Origin of the sequence: Cellulomonas sp. URHD0024 (assembly GCF_000426185.1) — a bacterium.
Classification (GTDB): Bacteria; Actinomycetota; Actinomycetes; order Actinomycetales; family Cellulomonadaceae; genus Cellulomonas.
In genome coordinates, this window is record NZ_KE384505.1 from 556,498 (window position 1) to 575,474 (window position 18,977).

General features: G+C 70.5%; 19 protein-coding genes. 8 read left to right on the forward strand and 11 right to left on the reverse strand.

Features of this window, described 5'->3' with window-relative positions; all coding sequences use genetic code 11:
* Position 1: 1 nt before the first annotated feature.
* The 3 genes from I847_RS0118720 to xseA form a co-directional block, all read right to left on the reverse strand.
* A complete protein-coding gene (locus I847_RS0118720) occupies positions 2-934 on the reverse strand; it encodes a carbohydrate kinase (protein ID WP_028050909.1) in 933 nt (310 codons plus the stop codon).
* Entirely contained in the window at positions 934-1,224 is a 291-nt protein-coding gene (locus tag I847_RS0118725) for an exodeoxyribonuclease VII small subunit (RefSeq protein ID WP_028050910.1), read from the reverse strand. The genes I847_RS0118720 and I847_RS0118725 overlap by 1 nt, the downstream gene beginning before the upstream one ends.
* A 214-nt stretch (positions 1,225-1,438) precedes the next feature.
* Positions 1,439-2,716: an exodeoxyribonuclease VII large subunit gene (xseA, locus tag I847_RS0118735; protein WP_081681174.1), complete on the reverse strand. Its 1,278-nt coding sequence runs from the start codon at positions 2,714-2,716 to the stop codon at positions 1,439-1,441.
* 401 nt (positions 2,717-3,117) lie between these two features.
* On the opposite strand from xseA, the gene I847_RS0118740 reads away from it, so the two are divergent.
* The gene (locus tag I847_RS0118740) at positions 3,118-4,146 is read left to right on the forward strand and encodes a 4-hydroxy-3-methylbut-2-enyl diphosphate reductase (protein WP_028050912.1); all 1,029 of its coding nucleotides are present in this window, start codon (positions 3,118-3,120) and stop codon (positions 4,144-4,146) included.
* 191 nt (positions 4,147-4,337) lie between these two features.
* Here I847_RS0118740 and I847_RS0118745 read toward each other — a convergent pair whose 3' ends face one another.
* Positions 4,338-5,699, reverse strand: a complete 1,362-nt coding sequence (locus I847_RS0118745) for a DNA recombination protein RmuC (RefSeq protein WP_028050913.1) — start codon at positions 5,697-5,699, stop codon at positions 4,338-4,340.
* Between the two features lie 79 nt (positions 5,700-5,778).
* Here I847_RS0118745 and I847_RS0118750 point away from each other — a divergent pair, with 79 nt between their 5' ends.
* The 5 genes from I847_RS0118750 to I847_RS0118770 all read left to right on the forward strand — a co-directional run bounded on the left by I847_RS0118750 (position 5,779) and on the right by I847_RS0118770 (position 11,411).
* Positions 5,779-6,552, forward strand: a complete 774-nt coding sequence (locus I847_RS0118750) for an ABC transporter ATP-binding protein (protein ID WP_028050914.1) — start codon at positions 5,779-5,781, stop codon at positions 6,550-6,552.
* The gene (locus tag I847_RS0118755; RefSeq protein ID WP_028050915.1) at positions 6,528-8,087 is read left to right on the forward strand and encodes a hypothetical protein; all 1,560 of its coding nucleotides are present in this window, start codon (positions 6,528-6,530) and stop codon (positions 8,085-8,087) included. Before I847_RS0118750 ends, I847_RS0118755 begins: the two co-directional genes overlap by 25 nt.
* Before the next feature lie 21 nt (positions 8,088-8,108).
* Positions 8,109-9,182 carry a redox-regulated ATPase YchF gene (gene ychF, locus I847_RS0118760; RefSeq protein WP_028050916.1) on the forward strand — a complete coding sequence of 358 codons (1,074 nt, stop codon included), beginning with the start codon at positions 8,109-8,111 and terminating at the stop codon, positions 9,180-9,182.
* A gap of 104 nt (positions 9,183-9,286) precedes the next feature.
* Positions 9,287-10,153 (forward strand): AraC family transcriptional regulator, encoded by an 867-nt coding sequence (locus tag I847_RS0118765; protein ID WP_028050917.1) that lies wholly within the window; start codon positions 9,287-9,289, stop codon positions 10,151-10,153.
* A gap of 298 nt (positions 10,154-10,451) precedes the next feature.
* On the forward strand, positions 10,452-11,411 hold the full coding sequence (locus I847_RS0118770) for a sugar phosphate isomerase/epimerase (RefSeq protein ID WP_028050918.1): 960 nt from the start codon (positions 10,452-10,454) through the stop codon (positions 11,409-11,411).
* Here I847_RS0118770 and I847_RS0118775 read toward each other — a convergent pair.
* The 5 genes from I847_RS0118775 to I847_RS0118795 form a co-directional block, all read right to left on the reverse strand.
* The gene (locus tag I847_RS0118775) at positions 11,405-12,358 is read right to left on the reverse strand and encodes a glycoside hydrolase family 43 protein (RefSeq protein ID WP_028050919.1); all 954 of its coding nucleotides are present in this window, start codon (positions 12,356-12,358) and stop codon (positions 11,405-11,407) included. The genes I847_RS0118770 and I847_RS0118775 overlap by 7 nt on opposite strands.
* Positions 12,355-13,254: a carbohydrate ABC transporter permease gene (locus I847_RS0118780; RefSeq protein ID WP_028050920.1), complete on the reverse strand. Its 900-nt coding sequence runs from the start codon at positions 13,252-13,254 to the stop codon at positions 12,355-12,357. Before I847_RS0118780 ends, I847_RS0118775 begins: the two co-directional genes overlap by 4 nt.
* Positions 13,254-14,249, reverse strand: a complete 996-nt coding sequence (locus I847_RS24855) for a carbohydrate ABC transporter permease (RefSeq protein ID WP_051275065.1) — start codon at positions 14,247-14,249, stop codon at positions 13,254-13,256. The genes I847_RS0118780 and I847_RS24855 overlap by 1 nt, the downstream gene beginning before the upstream one ends.
* Positions 14,246-15,580, reverse strand: coding sequence for an ABC transporter substrate-binding protein (locus I847_RS0118790; protein WP_034610905.1), 1,335 nt, complete (start codon positions 15,578-15,580; stop codon positions 14,246-14,248). Before I847_RS0118790 ends, I847_RS24855 begins: the two co-directional genes overlap by 4 nt.
* Positions 15,581-15,737: 157 nt before the next feature.
* On the reverse strand, positions 15,738-16,016 hold the full coding sequence (locus I847_RS0118795; protein WP_028050922.1) for a GlsB/YeaQ/YmgE family stress response membrane protein: 279 nt from the start codon (positions 16,014-16,016) through the stop codon (positions 15,738-15,740).
* Between the two features lie 152 nt (positions 16,017-16,168).
* On the opposite strand from I847_RS0118795, the gene I847_RS0118800 reads away from it, so the two are divergent.
* Both I847_RS0118800 and I847_RS0118805 read left to right on the forward strand, forming a co-directional pair.
* Entirely contained in the window at positions 16,169-16,774 is a 606-nt protein-coding gene (locus I847_RS0118800) for a DNA-binding response regulator (RefSeq protein WP_081681175.1), read from the forward strand.
* Positions 16,775-16,834: 60 nt separating this feature from the next.
* On the forward strand, positions 16,835-17,692 hold the full coding sequence (locus I847_RS0118805; protein ID WP_028050924.1) for an ATP-grasp domain-containing protein: 858 nt from the start codon (positions 16,835-16,837) through the stop codon (positions 17,690-17,692).
* A gap of 126 nt (positions 17,693-17,818) precedes the next feature.
* Here I847_RS0118805 and I847_RS0118810 read toward each other — a convergent pair whose 3' ends face one another.
* Positions 17,819-18,178: a DUF952 domain-containing protein gene (locus tag I847_RS0118810; protein ID WP_028050925.1), complete on the reverse strand. Its 360-nt coding sequence runs from the start codon at positions 18,176-18,178 to the stop codon at positions 17,819-17,821.
* Positions 18,179-18,278: 100 nt separating this feature from the next.
* Entirely contained in the window at positions 18,279-18,746 is a 468-nt protein-coding gene (locus tag I847_RS0118815) for a nitroreductase family deazaflavin-dependent oxidoreductase (protein ID WP_028050926.1), read from the reverse strand.
* Positions 18,747-18,977: the final 231 nt, after the last annotated feature.

Genomic DNA, 18,977 nt, shown 5'->3' on the forward strand with positions numbered 1-18,977 from the left:
CTCAGATCAGCTCTCGCGCGAGCGGCGGGTTCGCGCCCGCGCGAGAGACCGTGATCGCGGCGATCCGCACGCAGCGTTCGAGCACCGTCTGGATCACCGCCGGTGAGGCGTCGGCCAGCGCCTGCCGACTCGCTGCGCCGAGCAGTCCGACGGACCACAGGCCGTCGATGAGGCCGCCCATGAAGGAGTCGCCCGCGCCGACCGTGTCGACGACATCGACCCTCAGGCCCGGGACGTGCAGGCGGGCGCCCGCCGACGTGCTGGCGAACGCGCCGTCGGGACCGTGCGTGACGACGACGAGCGACGGACCGGACCGGCTCCACTGCTCGGCGATCTCAGCCGGCGCGACGCCCGGGAGCAACCAGGCGAGGTCCTCGTCGCTGACCTTGACCACGTCGGAGAGCCGCACCAGCGCGTCGACGACGGGCAGCACGTCCGCCGGGGACCCCATGAGCATGGGCCGCAGGTTCGGGTCGTAGGTGATCGACGACGTCGGCTGGCTGCGGGCGATCAGGCGCTCGACCGCGGCGCCGCCGGGCTGCAGCACCGTGGCGATCGAGCCCGTGTGCACGACCAGCGGGCCACCTCCGGACTCGTCCCACGAGCTCGGCAGGTCCCATTCCAGGTCGAAGGAGTAGCTGGCGACCCCCTGCGCGTCGAGGTTCGCTGTGGCCACGGGCGTCCGGACCGCCCAGCGGTCGCCGGTCAGCACGTTCACGTTCGAGCGTCCGAGGTGCTCACGGACCAGGTCCCCGTCGGCGTCCTCGCCGAGCCAGGTCAGCAGGTCGACCGAGCGGCCGAGCCTGCCGAGGCCGAGTGCGACGTTGGCCGGGCTGCCGCCGGGGTGTCGCTCGCGGGTCCCGTCAGGGCGGGCGACCTCGTCGATGAGTGCTTCCCCGACGACAAGTGCGCGATCGGTCGTTGCGGCGGTCATCACTGCTCCTCGATGTCGTCCGGGCCGATCTGCGTGCCGAGCCCGGCTGGGTCGCTCGCGTCGGCCGGGGCGGTGTCCTTCGTCCGTACGGCACTGAGTCGCTGCCGCGCGCCGTCCAACCACTCTTGGCACCGGGCGGCCAACGCCTCCCCGCGCTCCCAGAGCACGAGGGACTCCTCGAGAGTCTGCGCACCGGCCTCGAGCCGGGCGACGACCGACACGAGCTCGTCGCGAGCCTGCTCGTAGCCGAGCTCGTTCACGTCAGCGTTCGGAGTGGTCGCCTTCGGCATGAGGACAGTCAACCAGCACCGACCCACGCGGGCCTGACGCTGTCCGCGTGACGGGGTCCGCGTCCGCGAGCCGCACCATCGTCGGGCGGGACGGGTCGGCGCAGGCCGTGCAGGCGGCCCGCTCCTGACTGGGGGCTGCTCACTGGACCGCACTGTTCGCCTGGCTCGCCCCAGCAGTCGGCCGTCCGCGCGTAAGACCGCGTCGGCCGCGTTCTCAGGCCGACGTCGCCGTGGCGGTGAGCTCGCCGCGGGCGACCCGCACCCGGAGCTCGTCGCCCGCGGTGACCTCGGCGGGGTCGCGGACGACGTGCCCGTTCGTCGCCTGCACCACGGCGTAGCCGCGCTCGAGCGTGGCCGCCGGCGAGAGAGCCCGAACCTGCGCGGCGAGACCGACGACCTCGGCCAGCCCGTGCACCAGGCCGGAGTGCAGGGCACGCCGCCCGCCCTCGCGGAGGGCCGCGACACGGTGCTCGTGCTGGTCGACGAGGGTGCTCGGGCTCCGCAGCACGGGCCGGCTGCGGAGCTGCTCGAGGGCCGCCTGGTCGCGCTGCACCCGGCCTGTCAGGGCTGCCCTGGCCCGCAGACGTGCCTGCGAGATCCGTGACCGCTCCTCGCCGACGTCGGGCACGATCCGCTTCGCCGCGTCCGTCGGCGTCGACGCGCGGAAGTCGGCCACCAGGTCGAGCAGCGGCGTGTCGAGATGGTGCCCGATCGCGCTCACGAGCGGGGTCCGGCAGGACGCCGCGACGCGGACCAGCGCCTCGTTGCTGAACGGGAGCAGATCCTCGAACGAACCGCCGCCGCGCGCGACGACGATCACGTCGACACGCGGGTCCGCGTCGAGCTCGGTGATGGCGGCGCTGACCTCAGGCACCGCCCGCGGGCCCTGCACGGTCACGCGCCGGATCTCGAAGTCGACCGCCGCCCAGCGGGCCCGCGCATTCGACACCACGTCGTGCTCCGCATCCCCTTGCTGCGCGACGATCAGCCCGACGGTACGCGGCAGGAACGGCAGGTCGCGCTTGCGGCTGGGCTCGAACAGGCCCTCCGCCGCGAGGATGCCCTTGAGGTGCTCGATGCGGGCCAGCAGCTCGCCGAGCCCGACGAGCCGGACGTCGTCGGCCGCGAACGTCAGCGTGCCCTTCTTGGCGTGGAACTGCGGTCGCGCGTGGACGACGAGGTGGGCGCCGTCGGAGACCTTGTCCGCCAGCGGGCGCATGGACGCCGCCGGGACGGTGACGGACAGGGACATGTCGAGGTCGGTGTCCCGGAGCGTGAGGAAGTACAGGGTGTTCCACCGTTTGAGGTTGAGCACCTGGCCCTCCACCCAGACCGGCGGCATCTTCGCGACGTAGTCGGCGATCTTGGGAGCCAGGTGCCGCACGGGCCAGGGCCGCTCCGGTGTGGTGTCGGCGGCCTTGAGAGGCCGGGGCCCCGAGCTCACGGGTGTACTGATGACCGGCTCGCTGCTCACGCCCCCAGCCTGCCCCATGCGACCCACATCCCGATTCCGGCCGGGAGCACCGGCCGCGACGACGACCCTGCCCGGGGACGAGCGAACCGTGGAGGATGGCTCCCGCCGGAGGCGACGGTTGCACTCGAGCGCCGTCCGCTGACGTTTCCGGGAGCGCGAACCTAGCGGCACGTGCGACGGGTGGTGGCTCCTGGGACAGCGGGTGCGCCACAGTGGTCCACCCCTGTCACAGGCGCCGCTAGGGCGGCACGGTCGGCGGTGTCCTGACCGCCGTCGCGCCGGTGAACCCGTCGTGCGGCCGGCCCACCACCAGCGCGCACGGGCCGGGCCGTGGGCGTGTGGTGGAGGTCGCGTGGTCATCCTGGCGGTGACGGGCACCGCCCGGAGGTCGCGACGTGCGGCCGAACTAGACTCGCCGGGTGACCACCTCCACGTCCGCCACCGGCAAGCGCGTACTCCTGGCTGCTCCGCGTGGGTACTGCGCCGGCGTCGACCGGGCCGTCGTCGCCGTCGAGAAGGCGCTCGAGCACTACGGCGCCCCGGTCTACGTGCGCAAGGAGATCGTGCACAACAAGTACGTGGTCGAGACGTTGGCAGCGCGTGGCGCCATCTTCGTCAACGAGACCGACGAGGTGCCCGAGGGTGCCCGCGTGGTGTTCTCCGCGCACGGCGTCTCGCCGGCGGTGCACGCCGCAGCAGCCGAGCGCTCGTTGCAGACGATCGACGCCACCTGCCCGCTGGTCACCAAGGTGCACAAGGAAGCCGTGCGTTTCGCGGCCGAGGACTACGACATCCTGCTGATCGGGCACGACGGTCACGAGGAGGTCGAGGGCACCTACGGGGAGGCACCCGACCACATCCAGGTCGTCGACTCTCCGGACGCGGTCGCCGGTCTCGAGGTGCGTGACCCCGACCGCCTGATCTGGATCTCGCAGACCACCCTGTCCGTCGACGAGACGATGGAGACCGTCCGCCGGTTGCGCGAGCGGTTCCCCAACCTGCAGGACCCGCCCAGCGACGACATCTGCTACGCCACCCAGAACCGTCAGGTGGCCGTGAAGAAGCTTGCCCCTGCCTGCGACGTGGTGATCACGGTCGGCTCGGCGAACTCCTCCAACTCGGTCCGGCTGGTCGAGGTCGCTCTCGACGCCGGCGCCCGCAGCTCCTACCGCGTGGACTCCGCGGCCGAGATCGACCCTGCCTGGCTCGACGGCGCGGCGACCGTGGGCGTCACGTCAGGCGCTTCGGTGCCGGAGATCCTGGTCCGCGACGTGCTTGCCCTGCTCGCCGAGCACGGCTTCGACACCGTCGAGGAGGTGCGGACGGCCACCGAGGACCTGATGTTCTCGCTGCCCCGCGAGCTCCGTGCGGACCTCAAGGCGGCGGGCACCCCGGTGGCCAGCCCCCGCCGCGACGGCCGCCGCTCCCTGGACGTCCAGCCAGTTTGAGCCGACGCGCCCGGCGCCGTGAGTGCCCGGTCCAGCGCGACGCCTCGGGCACGGTCGTCCGCGGGCCGGGACCCTTCCGCGGCGAGCCTGCGGCGGCAACCCCCCGGCCGGGACCCTTCCGCGGCGAGCCCGCGGCGAGCCCGCGGCGGGAACCCTCGGCCGGGAGCCTGTGGCGACCGAGCGGCGGCTGGTCAGGCGCTCGATGCGTCGGCCGATCCGCCTGCGTCGCCGTCACGAACGGCCCGCTCCGCACGGAGCGCTCGTTCGTCGCGTTCCGCCCGACCGTCGAACAGGACCACGTGCTCGTCCGGGGATACCTGCGCCTCGGCCGGTGCCACCAGCTCGGGGGCGCTCACGCTCGACAGGCGCGGGTTGGCGGGCTCGGGCATCGGTAGGTCACCGTCCACGACGTTCAGCTCAGCGAACCGACGGGCGCTGACCAGGACGCGGTTCTCCAGCGACGACACGGTCTGGTTGTACGCCCCGGCGGCGGAGTCGATGGCACGACCCAGCCGAGCAAGGTGCGCGCCCATCGTCGCGAGCCGGCCGTGCAGCTCCTTTCCCAGAGTGAGCACCGCCTGCGCATTGGTGGCGAGCGCGTCCTGGCGCCACGCATAGGAGACGGTGCGCAGCAGGGCGAGCAGGGTCATGGGCGTGGCGATGACCACGTTGCGCTCGAACGCGTACTCCATCAGGAGCGGATCCTGCTCGGCGGCGGCACCCAGGAACGACTCGGCCGGCACGAACATGACGACGAACTCCGGCGCCGGGGCGAACTGGTCCCAGTAGCGCTTGCTCGCCAGGTCGTCCACGTGCGAGCGCACGTGCCGGGCGTGTGCCGCGAGCCGGTCCGCTCGAACCGACTCGTCGGTCGTCTGCGCGGCGTCGAGGAAGCCCAGGAACGCGACCTTGGCGTCGACGACGACGTTCTTGCCCCCGGCGAGCCGGACCACCATGTCCGGCCGGAGCAGCCCGTCGTCGGTGCGGACCTGCGCCTGCTCGACGAAGTCCACGTGCGGGAGCATCCCGGCCGCCTCGACGACCCGCCGCAGCTGCACCTCGCCCCAACGGCCACGCACCTGCGACGACCGCAAGGCGGTGACCAGCCGGGACGTCTCGTCGCGAAGATGCTCTGAGGCTGCGTGCATGGCGCGGACCTGCTCTCCGAGCGCCGCGTTCCCGGCCGCGCGCGCCTGCTCGGCCGTCGACAGCTGTGCTCGGACCGCGTCGAGCGTGCTCGACAGCGGCTCGACCATCGCGCGGACGGCGGCCTCGCGCTGAGCCAGCTCACCCGACTGCGTCTGGTGGTCCGCGGCGAACTGCTGGTGGGCGAGTGCGAGGAACTGGTCGGTGCTCGTCGCGAGAGCCTCCGCCGCCAGCGCGCGGAACTGGTCCGCCTGTCGATCGGTGTCGCCGATCCGAGCCTGGGCCGCCGCGAGCGCCGCGCCGGCCTGCGCGGACGTGACGGCGCCACGCCAGGACGCGACGACGGCACCGAGCACGGCGCCGATGACGCCACCGATCAGCAGCCCGAGCAGCACGGAAGGGTTCATGGGGGGACCCTCCCAGGGGGTACTGACATCCACCGCTCGGCGGAGGGTCTTCGGCGGTCTCGGAACGTAGTGTGGTCCGGTGCCTGCCGACCAGTTGCCCGCGCTGGACCTGCGAGGCCTGTGGCGCCGGTTCGGCCAGAAGGTCGCGGTCGCAGGCATCGACCTCGTCGTGCCGTCCGGGTCGTTCTACGGCCTCGTCGGCCCGAACGGCGCCGGCAAGACGACGACGCTGTCGATGGCGACGGGTCTGCTGCAGCCCGACTTCGGCACCGTGCTGGTCCACGGGCAGGACCTGTGGTCGCACCCGCTCGAGGTCAAGCGGATGCTCGGTGTCCTCCCCGACGGCGTGCGACTCTTCGACCGCCTCACCGGCGAGCAGCTCATCACCTACGCGGGCCTGCTGCACGGCCTGGACCGCGAGACGGTCGCGACCCGCGCGCACGACCTGCTGGTGGCGCTCGACCTCGACAAGGACGCGCAGACCCTCGTCGTCGAGTACTCGGCGGGCATGACGAAGAAGGTGGCGCTGGCGTGCGCGATGGTGCACGCCCCGCGGCTGCTCGTCCTGGATGAGCCCTTCGAGGCCGTGGACCCCGTCTCGGCCGCCAACATCCGGGACATCCTGGCGTCGTACGTCGCCTCGGGCGGCACCGTCATCGTGTCGTCGCACGTGATGGACCTGGTCCAGCGCATGTGCGACCACGTCGCGGTGATCGCCGGCGGGCACGTGCTGGCCGCGGGGACCGTCGACGACGTCCGTGGCGAGGCCAGCCTGGAGGACCGGTTCGTGCAGCTCGTCGGGGGTCGGGTCAGCGGTGAGGGGCTCGCGTGGTTGCGCACCTCGTCCGGCTGAAGCTCACGCTGCTGCGGAACGGGTTGCGACGAAGCCCCTGGCAGGTCGTCGGCCTCGTCGTCGCGGCGCTGTACGGGCTGTTCGCGATCGTCATCGTCGTGGCGGCGATGGCAGCGACGAGCGTCCAGGTGCCGGACATCCGGGGGCTGGTCACGGTCCTCGTCGGATCTGTCCTCGTCCTGGGCTGGTGGGTGGTCCCGCTGGTGTCGTTCGGGGTGGACGCGACGGTGGACCCGGCGCGGTTCGCGACGTTCACCATCCCTCGCCGCAGCCTGCTCGTCGGTCTGGCGATCGGGGGCGTCATCGGGATCCCGGGCATCGTCACCGCCGTCACGGCGCTGGCGCTGACCGGCGTGTGGTGGCAGGACCTGGACGTCGTGCTCGTCGCTCTGCCGTGCGGGTTGCTCGGGCTCGCGACGTGCATCGTCGGCAGCCGGGCGACCACCTCGGCGTTCTCGAACCTCATGGGCAGGCGACGGGTGCGCGAGCTCACCGCCGCGGCCGCGCTCATCCCGCTGATCCTCGCGGGCCCGCTGCTCAGCCGCGTCTCGATGTCCGGCGGCATGCCCAGCAAGGAGGCGCTCGGACAGGTCGCCCGCGTCCTCGGGTGGACCCCCCTCGGCGCGGCCTGGGCGGTGCCGTGGGAGGTCGCCGACGGGCACTGGGCCGGTGCGGCCGCGCGCTTCGGGATCGCCGTCGGGACGCTCGTGGTCCTCGCCATGGTCTGGGCGCGCGCCCTCGCCCACGCACTGGTGAACCCCGTCCACGAGTCCACGTCGACGCGGAACCGGGGACTCGGCTGGTTCGGCCGGCTGCCGGCGACGCCGCTCGGTGCCGTGACCGCCCGCACCTTGACGTACTGGGTGCGGGACCCGCGGTACGCGCTCGCCATCGCGATCGTGCCGCTGCTCCCCGTCCTCATGCTGGTCTTCGGTGGAGGCAGCAAGCTGTTGTTCCTCGGCCCGACGGCCGCCTTCCTGATGGGGTGGGGCATCTCGTCGGACGTCGCCTACGACGGTTCTGCCTTCTGGACGCATCTCGCGGCACCCGTGACCGGCCTGACCGACCGGCTCGGGAGGGTGCTCGGCGCCTCGGCGCTCGCGGTGCCCGTCGTGGCCACGTACGCGATCGGGTCGGCTCTGGTGACCGGGCGTCCCGAGGTCGTCCCCGCGTTGCTCGGCGTCTCCTTCGGAGTGCTCCTCACGGCGTTCGGCGGTGCCAGCATCGTGTCGGCGCTGGTCGTCTTCCCCGTGCAGCAGCCGGGGGAGAACCCGTTCCAGACCCGGCAGGGTGCGTCGATGATGGCGGTGACGTCGCAGCTGCTCGGCTGGGGCGCGGTGCTCGCGCTGAGCGCTCCCGAGGCGGCCTTGGCGTTCCTGGCGATCACGCAGCACGAGGTGGGCGTCGGGTGGGCTGCTCTCGTCGTCGGAGTGCTTCTCGGTGGGCTGCTGCTCGTCGTCGGGCTGCGCGTCGGTGGGCGGGTGCTGGAGCGCACCGGCACCGACCTGCTGCGACGGATCCTGTCGTTCGCCTGACGCCCCGTAGACTCGTCCGACGTGGCACTCACCATCGGCATCGTCGGCCTGCCCAACGTCGGCAAGTCCACCCTCTTCAACGCGCTGACCCGTGCGTCGGTCCTCGCCGCGAACTACCCCTTCGCGACGATCGAGCCGAACGTCGGTGTGGTCCCGCTCCCGGATCCCCGCCTGAACACGCTCGCCGAGCTGTTCGGCTCCGAGCGGATCCTTCCCGCCACCGTGTCGTTCGTCGACATCGCCGGGATCGTCAAGGGCGCCAGCGAGGGGGAGGGTCTGGGCAACAAGTTCCTCGCCAACATCCGTGAGGCCGACGCGATCTGCCAGGTCACACGCGTCTTCGCCGACCCGGACGTCGTGCACGTCTCGGGTGAGGTGAACCCGAAGGACGACATCGAGATCGTCAACACCGAGCTGATCCTGGCCGACCTGCAGACCCTCGAGAAGGCGATCCCGCGTCTCGAGAAGGAGGTCCGCGCCAAGAAGGCCGACGCCGGCCTGCTCGCCGCCGCGCAGGAGGCGTTCGCGATCCTGGAGACCGGCCAGACCCTCGCGCAGAGCGGCAAGAAGATCGAGCACCTGGACGAGCTGCAGCTCATGACGAGCAAGCCCTTCATCTACGTCTTCAACACGGACGACGCCGGCCTGGCCGACACCGCGTTCCAGGACGAGCTGCGCGCACTGGTCGCCCCCGCCGACGCCATCTTCCTCGACGCCAAGTTCGAGTCCGAGCTCGTCGAGCTCGAGCCCGACGAGGCGAAGGAGATGCTCGCCGACAACGGTCAGGAAGAAGCCGGCCTGGACCAGCTCGCCCGCGTCGGCTTCCACACCCTCGGCCTGCAGTCCTACCTGACGGCAGGCCCCAAGGAGTCCCGCGCCTGGACGATCCACCAGGGCTGGACCGCCCCGCAGGCAGCTGGTGTGATCCACACCGACTTCCAGAAGGGCTTCATCAAGGCCGAGGTCATCTCGTTCGACGACCTCGTCGCCGCCGGCTCGGTCGCCGCCGCACGCGCCGCCGGCAAGGCCCGCATCGAGGGCAAGGACTACGTCATGGCCGACGGCGACGTGGTGGAGTTCCGCTTCAACGTGTGATCGCGTCCTCCCTGGGCTGCGCTGTTCACCCGACAGAACCGAACCGGAGAAGTCGGGCGGAGCCCCCTCTGCGTCGATGAGAGTGGGAGGCGAAGGGAGCGGCGATGATCGAGATCCTCAACCGGCTCGTCGACGAGATCGAGCAGCGCCTCGGCGACGACCTCGACGTCGATGACCTCGCGGCATCGATGGGAACGACGGGCTATCACGCGCGTCGCATGTTCTCGTCCTTGGCGGGCATGCCGGTGTCCGACTACGTGCGGCGGCGGCGTATGACTGTCGCCGCGGCTGACGTGATCGGGGACGAGGATCTGCTCACGATCGCCGTGCGGTACGGATACGGCTCGACCGAGGCATTCGGGCGAGCATTCCGTGCCGTGCACGGCGCCAGTCATGGCGACGTCCGCCGCGATGGAGGCCCCCTTCGTGGTCAACCGCAGCTCAGGTTCCGCCTGACCGTCGAAGGGACGCACCCTATGGATGCCCGCATCATCGAACGCCCCGCTTTCCGTCTGATCGGCCACGCCGCTCGCGTGCCGCTGGTCTACGAGGGTGTCAACCCACACATTCAGCGGCACGTCGCTTCGCTGCCCGTCTCCGAGCATGAGCGCCTCAAGCAGCTCGGCGGCACCGAGCCGTCGGGGCTGCTGCAGGTCAGTGCTGATGTCGAACCGGACGCGACTGAGGGCAGCGAACTGACATATCTGCACGGCGTGGCAGTTGACGTCGACGCCCAGACTCCCGATGACCTCGACGTGATCGACGTCGACGCCGGAGCGTGGGTGGTCTTCCGCACTTCCGGTTCGCACCCGGCGGCCCTCCAGGAGGCGTACGCGGCGTCTGCGACAGAGTGGTTCCCCTCCAACCCGTGGCGGCTGCGCCCTGGTCCGTCGATCGTCTCCGTACTCGACCGCGCGCCCGACTTCAGTACCGCGACGTGTGAGCTCTGGTTCCCGGTCGAGCGGGCCTGAGTGAGCGGCCGGACCGGGCTCGGGAGTCCCTGGGCCCGGTCCGCCTCCGTTTCACACGTTGTTCCGGTACGGAACGTGGTGGAGTTCCGCTTCAACGTGTAGGTCCTCTTCGTGCCGTCCGGGGTCGCAGGGCCGGGTGAAGAAGCCGGTGTCCGCTGAGGCCGCGTCAGCACCGACCGCCGTCGTCGCCCCGAGTGCGTCCCGCCTGCCTGCCGGTTACCGTGCTGGAGAGATCCGAACGCGACGCGGGCAAAGAAGACCGCTCGGGCGTTCGTGACCTGCGCCCCGGGAGGCACCGATGCAGGACGTGAATCGACACTGGGCCCGCACGCTGCGCGGACTGATCGCCGCAACGGTGACCGCCCTCTGCCTGGCCGTGGTGGGCGTCCTCGCGGCGCCCGCGGCATCGGCGGGAGGCCATGGCCATGGCCACGGTGGCAGAGGGATACCGACGAGCAAGATCTCGATCCAGCTCTGGACCTTCGCCGAGTACATCGGCTTCGGCACCGACGCCGAGACCGTCGCCCGGACCGAGGAGGTGTTCAGCCGCCTGCACGCGATGGGGTACCGGAACGTCGAGCCGTTCACCCTCAGTGGGATGACCGCGGAGCAGTACCGGGCGCTCCTGGACCGGTACCACCTCAAGGCCTCCGCGCGGCACGTCGATGTGGGGACGCCGCAGAACCCGGCCGACATCGAGCAGATCCTCAGGGACAACAAGACGCTGGGGATCAGGTACTTCGGCTCCGGAGCCACCCCGATCTTCCCGCCGATCTACTCGACCGAGGCCGAGTGGATCGCGTACGCGCAGTACCTCGACAAGGTCGGCGCCGAGGCCCGCCGGCACGGGCAGCAGCTGATGGTGCACAACCACAACGTCGAGTTCGAGACGGTCTTCGGCGACCGCACCGTGTACGACATCCTCATGGCCTACACGGACCCGAAGAACGTCGTGTTCCAGCTCGACCTCTACTGGGCGACCAACGGCGGCGGCATCGGCAACCCGCTGGACGTGATCGAGCGGTACGGCAACCGGATCAAGCTGTTCCACGTGAAGGACATGGCCGCCGGCGAGTTCCCCGGTCGGATCGAGATCGTGGGCCGCGGGATCATCGACTTCCCGGCGATCTTCGCGGCGGCGGGCGGCAGCACGAAGTACTACGTCGTCGAGCACGACCCTCGCTTCGGTGACTCGACCTTCGACCCCTTCGAGGCCGCCCAGGTGGGCTTCGACTACCTGGACAACGTGACCTACTGAAGCAGGGCTGGTGCCTGCCGCGGTCCGGTGCTCGGGCCGCGGCACACCGGACCGGCCGGCGTCCAGTCGAGCGGGTCGATGTGCATGCGTCGGGCGACGCCCTCGGGGTCCCAGGCGTGGTAGACCAGCCAGTCCTGCCCGTCGTCGTCCGTCACGACGCTGGCGTGCCCCGGTCCGACGGCGTCGGGCGCGGACCGGACGACCGACGGCAGCTCGCCGGGCTCCTCGGTCCACGGGCCGAGCATCGCCGGTGCGGATGCCGCTGACACCCCGTAGTTCTGCTGCTGCCAGTTCCCGCCGGAGTAGAGGCACCAGTAGCGTCCGTCGCGTCGGACGGTGAACGCGCCCTCGCACGTGTACCAGTCGTAGGTGGCCTCGTACATCGCCCGGCCCGCGAGATAGAGCTGCCACTCACCTGTGGCCGCCACGACCGGTTGCGGGTCGCCGGCGAGGCGGGTGGGGGTGAGCATCCGGTCGACGACGATCACCGTGCCCACGCGTGGCCCCGTGAGCCGGTCGACGCAGTAGAACAGGTAGAGGTTGCCGTCGGCGTCGCGGCAGGGGTGCGGGTCGATGGCGAACGGTTCGTCCGGCGTGAGCTCGAGCCCGGTGTCCCTGTACGGTCCGCCCGGTGTGGCGCTGACCGCCGCGCGGATCCGGTGCCCCTGGTCCCGCAGACCGGCCGAGTAGTACAGGACGTACCCGTCGTCCGTGGCGAGGACCTCGGGGGCCCAGTGGTGGGGCTTCCCCTCCGGTGTCGTGGCCGGATCGATCACCGGTCCGTGGGGGGTCCAGGTGACCAGGTCGTCCGAGACGAGGCCGACGACGTCCTGCGACTCCTCACCACCACCGGTACCGAACGCCCAGAACCGACCCTCGGCGCGGAGCACGAACGGGTCCGCGAAGTACCCGTCCCAGACGGGGTTCCGGTACGTGCCGGAGGTCATCCCTTCAGGCCTGCGCGCCCGACGCCCTCCACGATGTACCGCTGGGCAGCGATGTACATCACCAGCACCGGCACGCTCGCGACGACGGCGCCCGCCATGAGCAGGTCGTAGCGGACCGCGTTGGCGTTCTGGAGTGTCGACAGGCCGGCCGGCAGCGTCTGGTTCTCGGGCGAGAAGAGCACGTAGACGGGCCACAGGAAGTCGTTCCAGTTGGTCAGGAACGACAGCAGGGCCAACGTGACCAGGGCGGGCCGCGACAGCGGCAGGACGATCGTGCGGAACGTGCGCCACCGGGTCGCGCCGTCGATGAAGGCGGCTTCCTCCAGCTCCTTGGGCAGGGACAGGAAGAACTGCCGCAGGAAGAACACGCCGAAGGCACCGGCCGCGCCCGGGACGATGACGGCCAGAAGCGTGTCCAGCCAGCCGAGCCGCCCGACGATGAGGTAGTTCGGGATCAGGAGGATCACCGGCGGGATGAACAGCGTCGCGATGATGAGCCCGAAGACCCAGCGCTTGCCCGGGAAGTCGATCCGGGCGAGCGCGTACGCGGCCATCGACGCCGTGATCAGGACCAGAACCGTCTGCATGGTCGCCGCTGCGAGGCTGTTGACCAGCCACCGGACCACCGGGGTGCCCTGCGTCGTGAAGATGCTCTCGTAGGCCTGTGTGGTCGGGTTCGCGGGGATCCACTGCGGCGTGGTGGAGGCGGCATCGGCGGTCGTCTTGAACGACGTCGAGACCATGTAGATCAACGGCGAGATGAACACCAGGCTCAGGACGACCAGGGCGACGTAGAGCAGCACCTTGCGTGGTCCGCGTCGGCCGTTCTCCGACTCCCGGGCAGGGTCGCGAGAACCGCGGGCCGTCGCGCTGGTGGGGGCAGTTGCGGTGCTCATCAGGCTTCTCCCTCCGCTCGAGCACTCGTCGTGCCGCGCTCGCGGAAGAGCGCGAAGACCCCGACGCTCACGACGGCGAGGAAGACGGTGAAGATCATCGACATCGCCGACGCCATGCCCGAGTTGAAGTTCGTCAGGCCGGTGTCGGCGATCTGGTAGATCGCCGTGCGGGTGGCCGTGCCGGGTCCGCCCTGCGTCATCAGGTAGCTCTGGCCGAACATGTTGACCGACGCGATGATCGTCACGCTGGTGACGAAGAGGAGCACGGGACGCAGACCCGGGAGCGTGACGTTCCGGAACCGCTGCCAGACGTTCGCGCCGTCCATCTTCGCGGCCTCGTACAGCTCGGGCGAGATGTCCTGGAGCGCCGCCAGGTAGATGACGGAGTTGAAGCCGAGCGTCCACCAGACGGTGACTCCGACGAGCGAGATCCAGGCCCACGGCAGCTGGGTGAGCCACGGGATGGCGCTGTCGAGGCCGAGCCGGGACAGGTACTGGTTGACCAGCCCGATGTTGGTGTCGAGGAGGTACCGCCACAGCACGGCGACCACCGCGACGCCGAGGACGTAGGGCGCGAAGTACGTCGCCCGGAAGAAGTTGCGGCACTTCACCTTGAGGTTCATCAGGAGGGCGACGCCCAGCGGGAGGACCAGCAGGAGCGGCACGGAGAACACGGTGAAGATCGCGGTCCCGCGCATCGCCTGCCAGAACGTCGACGCGAACGGCGAGTCACCGGTGAGGAGACCGGTGTAGTTGTCGAGGCCGACGAACGGCTTGTCGGGGAGGCTGTAGTCGTAGTCGTGCAGGCTGATCCAGACGCCGAACCCGGCGGGCAGCAGCACGAACACGGCAAACAGCACCAGGTACGGCGCCAGGAACAGCCAGCCGTCTCGCCGGTCGCGACGTCGGCTCGTCGCGCTCGTTGTGCTCGACCCGACCGCGGCCGTCGAGCGCGCGGGGACGCCGTGCCGTCGTCCGATGGCGATCTGCGTCATGACTTCACCTCGAACTTCTTCAGGTTGGCCTGCATGAGCTGGGTCGCCTTCGACGCGTTCCCGCGGAGCGCCGCCTCCGGCGACTGGCGACCGAGGATCGCGTCCGCGAGCGCGATCTCCAGCGTCTGCGCCTGGACCTCGCCGAGTGCCGGCACGGGTGGCAGGAACCGCATCGTGGGAACCGCGGGCTCGAGGACCGCCTGTGGGCTCTTGAGGAACTCCGGCGTCTTGCGCGCCTCGGACCGCGCGGGGATCAGCCCGGAACCCGACCACGCCTCGGAGTTGTCGATGAGGAACCGTAGGAACGCCTTGCTGGCGAGGATCCGGTCGTCGTTCGGCGACCGGTTCTTGAACAGCACGAGCTGGTGGGAATTCGCCCAGACGGCGGGGGTGTCACCGATCGTCGGCAGAGCAGACATGGTCCACGGCAGGTCGGGGGCGGTGCTCTTGAGGTCGTTGATCTGCCAGATGCCGTCCCACGTGTAGGCGCCCTGGCCGCCCTTGAAGGCCGTGTACTGGGAGTCGGGGGCCACGTTCTTCGGGCTGACGCCGGACTGGATGAGCCCCGTCAGCCAGGACAGCGCGGCGATGCCGGCATCGCTGTCGAAGGTCGCCTTGCTGCCGTCCTCGGAGTACGGCTCACCCCCGAACTGCCACAGCAGCGACAGGAAGATCAGGTGGGCCGGCCACCGGTTCGGCACCCAGAACGGGGTCTTGACCCCGGCGGACATCAAGGCCGAGATCGAGGCCTCGAGGTCCTGTCGCGTGGCCGGCGTGGGATTTCCGCCGCCCTTCGCCACCAGATCGGTGTTCGCGTACGACGCCAGTGAGTGCACGTCGAGCGGGACGCCGTACCGGTGGTCGCCGAAGACTCCGCGCTCCCACACCTCGTGCGGGTACTGCTCGGCGCTGACGCCGATCTCGTCGAGGATGTCGTCGAGGGGGGCGATCGTCTGGCGCGACGCCTGGGTGGCGAGCTGCTCGACGTGCATGGCTCCCACGTCCGGGCCCTTGCCGGCGTGCACCGCGGCGACGACTCGTTGGTAGTACTGCGCCCACTGGACGACGTTCATCCGGACGGTGATCAGGTCCTGGCTCTTGTTGAAGTCGGCCACCAGCTGGCGCATCGCGGGTCCGTCGCCGCCCGTGAAGCCGTTCCAGTACTCGATCTGGACCGGGGGCCCGTCGTACTCCCCGCTCAACGGTGGTCCGGAGCTCGCCAGCGGTGTCGCCGATGCGCAGGCCGCGAGGCCGAGTCCGGCACCCACGGCGAGGGCGCTGAGCGTCAGGAACTCGCGCCTGGTGGTGGGTACGTCGATCACGCGACCCATGGGTTCACCACCCCGTCGTGACGATCGGTCGCACGGTCTTCTCCCGCTCCATCACCTTGCTCCCGCGTTCGACACCTGTCCACCGGAACGGGGGCAGACAGACGGAACGGGCCGCTCCCCTGCCCGTAGGACAGGGGAGCGGCCCGCTCCGCGAGGATCAGTTGGTGATCGAGCGGCGGCCGCCGACCCGGATCCAGATGAGAAGCACGATGATCGCACCGATGATCGAGCCGAGCAGCCCGGCAGGCTGCAGGAAGCCGTCATCCGCGTCCTTGTGGAACAGCAGGTAGCCGAGGAAACCCCCGACGAACGACCCGATGATCCCGATGAGGATCGTCATTCCGATCGACAGGTTCTGCCTTCCGGGGACGACGAGCCGCGCGAGCGCCCCGGCGATGAGCCCGACGACGACGATGGTGATGATCAGTCCCAGCATGGTGGTGCCTCTCTGCTCGTGTGGTGACGTCCCTCGACCTCACCACCCTACGGACGGTGCAGTACACCCCTAGGGGGGTCTACGGTCGAGCTGTGAACAAGTCTGGACGACCGATCAGGATTGCGCTCGTCGACGACTACGACGTGGTGGTCATGGGGGTGGCCCGGATGCTCGACCCGTACCGCGACCGTGTGGTGGTGGCCGAGATCGACACGAACGAACCGGTCGAGGACGACGTCGACATCGTGCTGTACGACGCGTTCGCCCAGCCGGAGTCCGACCAGCACGAGGTCGGCGTGCTGGTGCGCAACCCGAGGGCCCGCCAGGTGGTCGTCTTCACGTGGAACTTCCATCCCGACCTCGTCGCCAGTGCCCGCGCGCAGGGCGTGCGCGGCTATCTGTCCAAGGCGCTGCCGGCGCGTGAGCTCGTGAGCGCGCTCGAGTCTGTCCACGACGGCGACGTCGTGATCAGCGAGGTGCCGAGCCGCGCCCGACCCGCCACCGGACTCGACTGGCCCGGCCGCGCCGAAGGCCTGACGGACCGCGAGTCGGAGATCCTTGCGCTGATCACCCAGGGGCTGAGCAACGCGGACGTCGCCTCGCTGACCTACCTCAGCCCGAACACCGTGAAGTCCTACATCCGGTCGGCATACGGGAAGATCGGCGTCGAGAGCCGGACACAAGCGGTGCTGTGGGGCGTGGGGCACGGCTTCGTGCCCGACCACCAGCGGATCGACCACTGGCGCGGCGGTCCGTGAGGCGGCCGATGCCGCAAAAAAGGGACCAGCGATGTTCCCTGCAGGCTGCAGACTCACTGCATGCTCCTGCTCCTGCCCGCCGACCCGCTGAACCCTCGATCGTGCGACCCGCACTTCGCCCCCGAGGCGCGTGCTGCCCGTGACCTGGGCATCGACGTCGCGTTCGTCGACCACGACGCGCTGTGCGCGGGTGCCGCCGGCCAGGCCGTGGCGCGGGTTCCCGGCTCGGACGACGCGGTCTACCGGGGCTGGATGCTCCGCGGCGGCGAGTACGCCGCGTTCGAGCACGCCCTCGGTGCGCGCGGTGTCGCTCTGCGCACGTCCGCGGCTGCCTTCCGGACGGCGCACGAGCTGCCCGGCTGGTATGCGGCGCTGAGCGACCTCACCCCGCAGACCGTGTGGTCGACGGGCGGCGCGCCCGACGAGGTCGCCGCCCTGTGCGCGGCCCTGGGTACCGGCGGCGCGGTCCTGCGCGACTACGTGAAGTCGATGAAGCACTACTGGGACGAGGCGTGCTTCATCCCCGACGTCACCGACATCGACACCGCGACGCGCGTCGCGGCACGGTTCGTCGAGCTGCGTGAGGACTCGCTCACGGGCGGTCTGGTCCTGCGCCGGTTCGAGCACTTCCGGGGTGCGGAGGTGCGCACCTGGTGGATCGACGGCCGCTGCGCCCTGGCGACGGCACACCCGGACACCGCCGATGAGCTGCCAGGGCCGGAGCTCGTGCTGCCCGACCTCGGGCCGACGGTCACCGCTCTCGGGTTGGGCTTCGTGACCGTCGATCTCGCCCGCCGCGAGGACGGCGTGTGGCGCGTGATCGAGCTCGGCGACGGCCAGGTCAGCGACCGCCCGACGTCGACCTCGCCCGAAGACCTGGTGGGCGCACTGGTGCGGCACGACGCGGCGCTGGGGTGACGCGCGCAGTGGCCGACGCGATCTTCGAGGACCCCCGCCTGACCACGATCTACGACGCATTCGACGGTGACCGCAGCGATCTCGACGCCTACGTCCCGATCGTCGATGCACGAACTGACTCGAGCGCTACCGGCTCGGGCCCCACGCGAAGACACCGTCGGCGTCGAGGTGTGCGGGCACGACGTCGACCACCCAGGCCGGGTCGATCGGCCCGTAGATGTGCGGGTAGAGCTCGCCGTTCCCGCCGTCCTCGTAGCGGACCTCGGTGCCGGCCGCGATGATCGTGCCGGTCTCCAGCAGCAGGACGCACACCTCGTCGGGTTCACCGGCGAACACGAACGCGGCGACGGCGGGAAGCTGGGCCCGCGACGACGCGTGGATGAACCCGACGTCCTCGTAGGTCCGGCCCTTCGTCGACCAGCGGTAGGTGCCGCTGTCCACGGCCGCGTCCCAGTCTGCGCGACGGGTGATGTGCAGGATCTCCACGTTCGGACGGTAGCCGGACAATCGCCGGTCGATGTCCAGCCGGGCGCGGTGCGCCGGGAACTTCACCGAGGAAGCGGTGCTGACAGCGCGCCCACCGGCGTCAGGTGCGTGCCAGGCGGAAGACCCGGAGCTCCCGGTCCGAGGCGCGGTCCGCGTAGGTCTCGTAGGCCGGCCAGACGGCTGTGAGCGCCGGCAGGAGGCGGGCGCGCTCGTCGTCGGAGGCGAGCAGCGCGGTGACCGGGGTGGTGACGCCGGCGATCGTGACGGTGCCGGTCGGGTTCGCCAGCAGGTTGCCCGACCACGCCGGGTGGTGGGCCTGGCCCCAGTTGGAGCCGATGAGCACCCAGCCGTCCCCGTCGACGGCGTAGAGCAGGACAGCCTCGCGGGGTTCGCCGGTCTTGCGCCCGGTCGTCGTCAGGACCAGGTGGGGCAAGGTCGGCCTGCCGAGGACGCTGAGCCGGCCGCGTGTTGCCTTCTGGAGCCGGCGGTCGAAGCCCGAGACGGCGCGGCCGAGGCGGGCGAACCAGCGGGTCCGGCCGAACCGACGGGTCAGGGAGAGCACGCTCATCTCACGATTGTCCCTGCTCAGCGGGCTGCGACGAACCCGCCGGAGTACGGTGGAAAGCGAGGTCCGAGCAGAGCACTCATGATCAGCACGACCGCGGTTCATAGCAGATCCGAGACGGATCGTCAGGGGCTTTGCCTCGATGACACCCGTCCGGAGGAAGGTTCGGACAGGTAACCGTGGTGTTTCTGCGGGGTGACGATCTCACATCATGGACGTACCGGTCAGTATCAA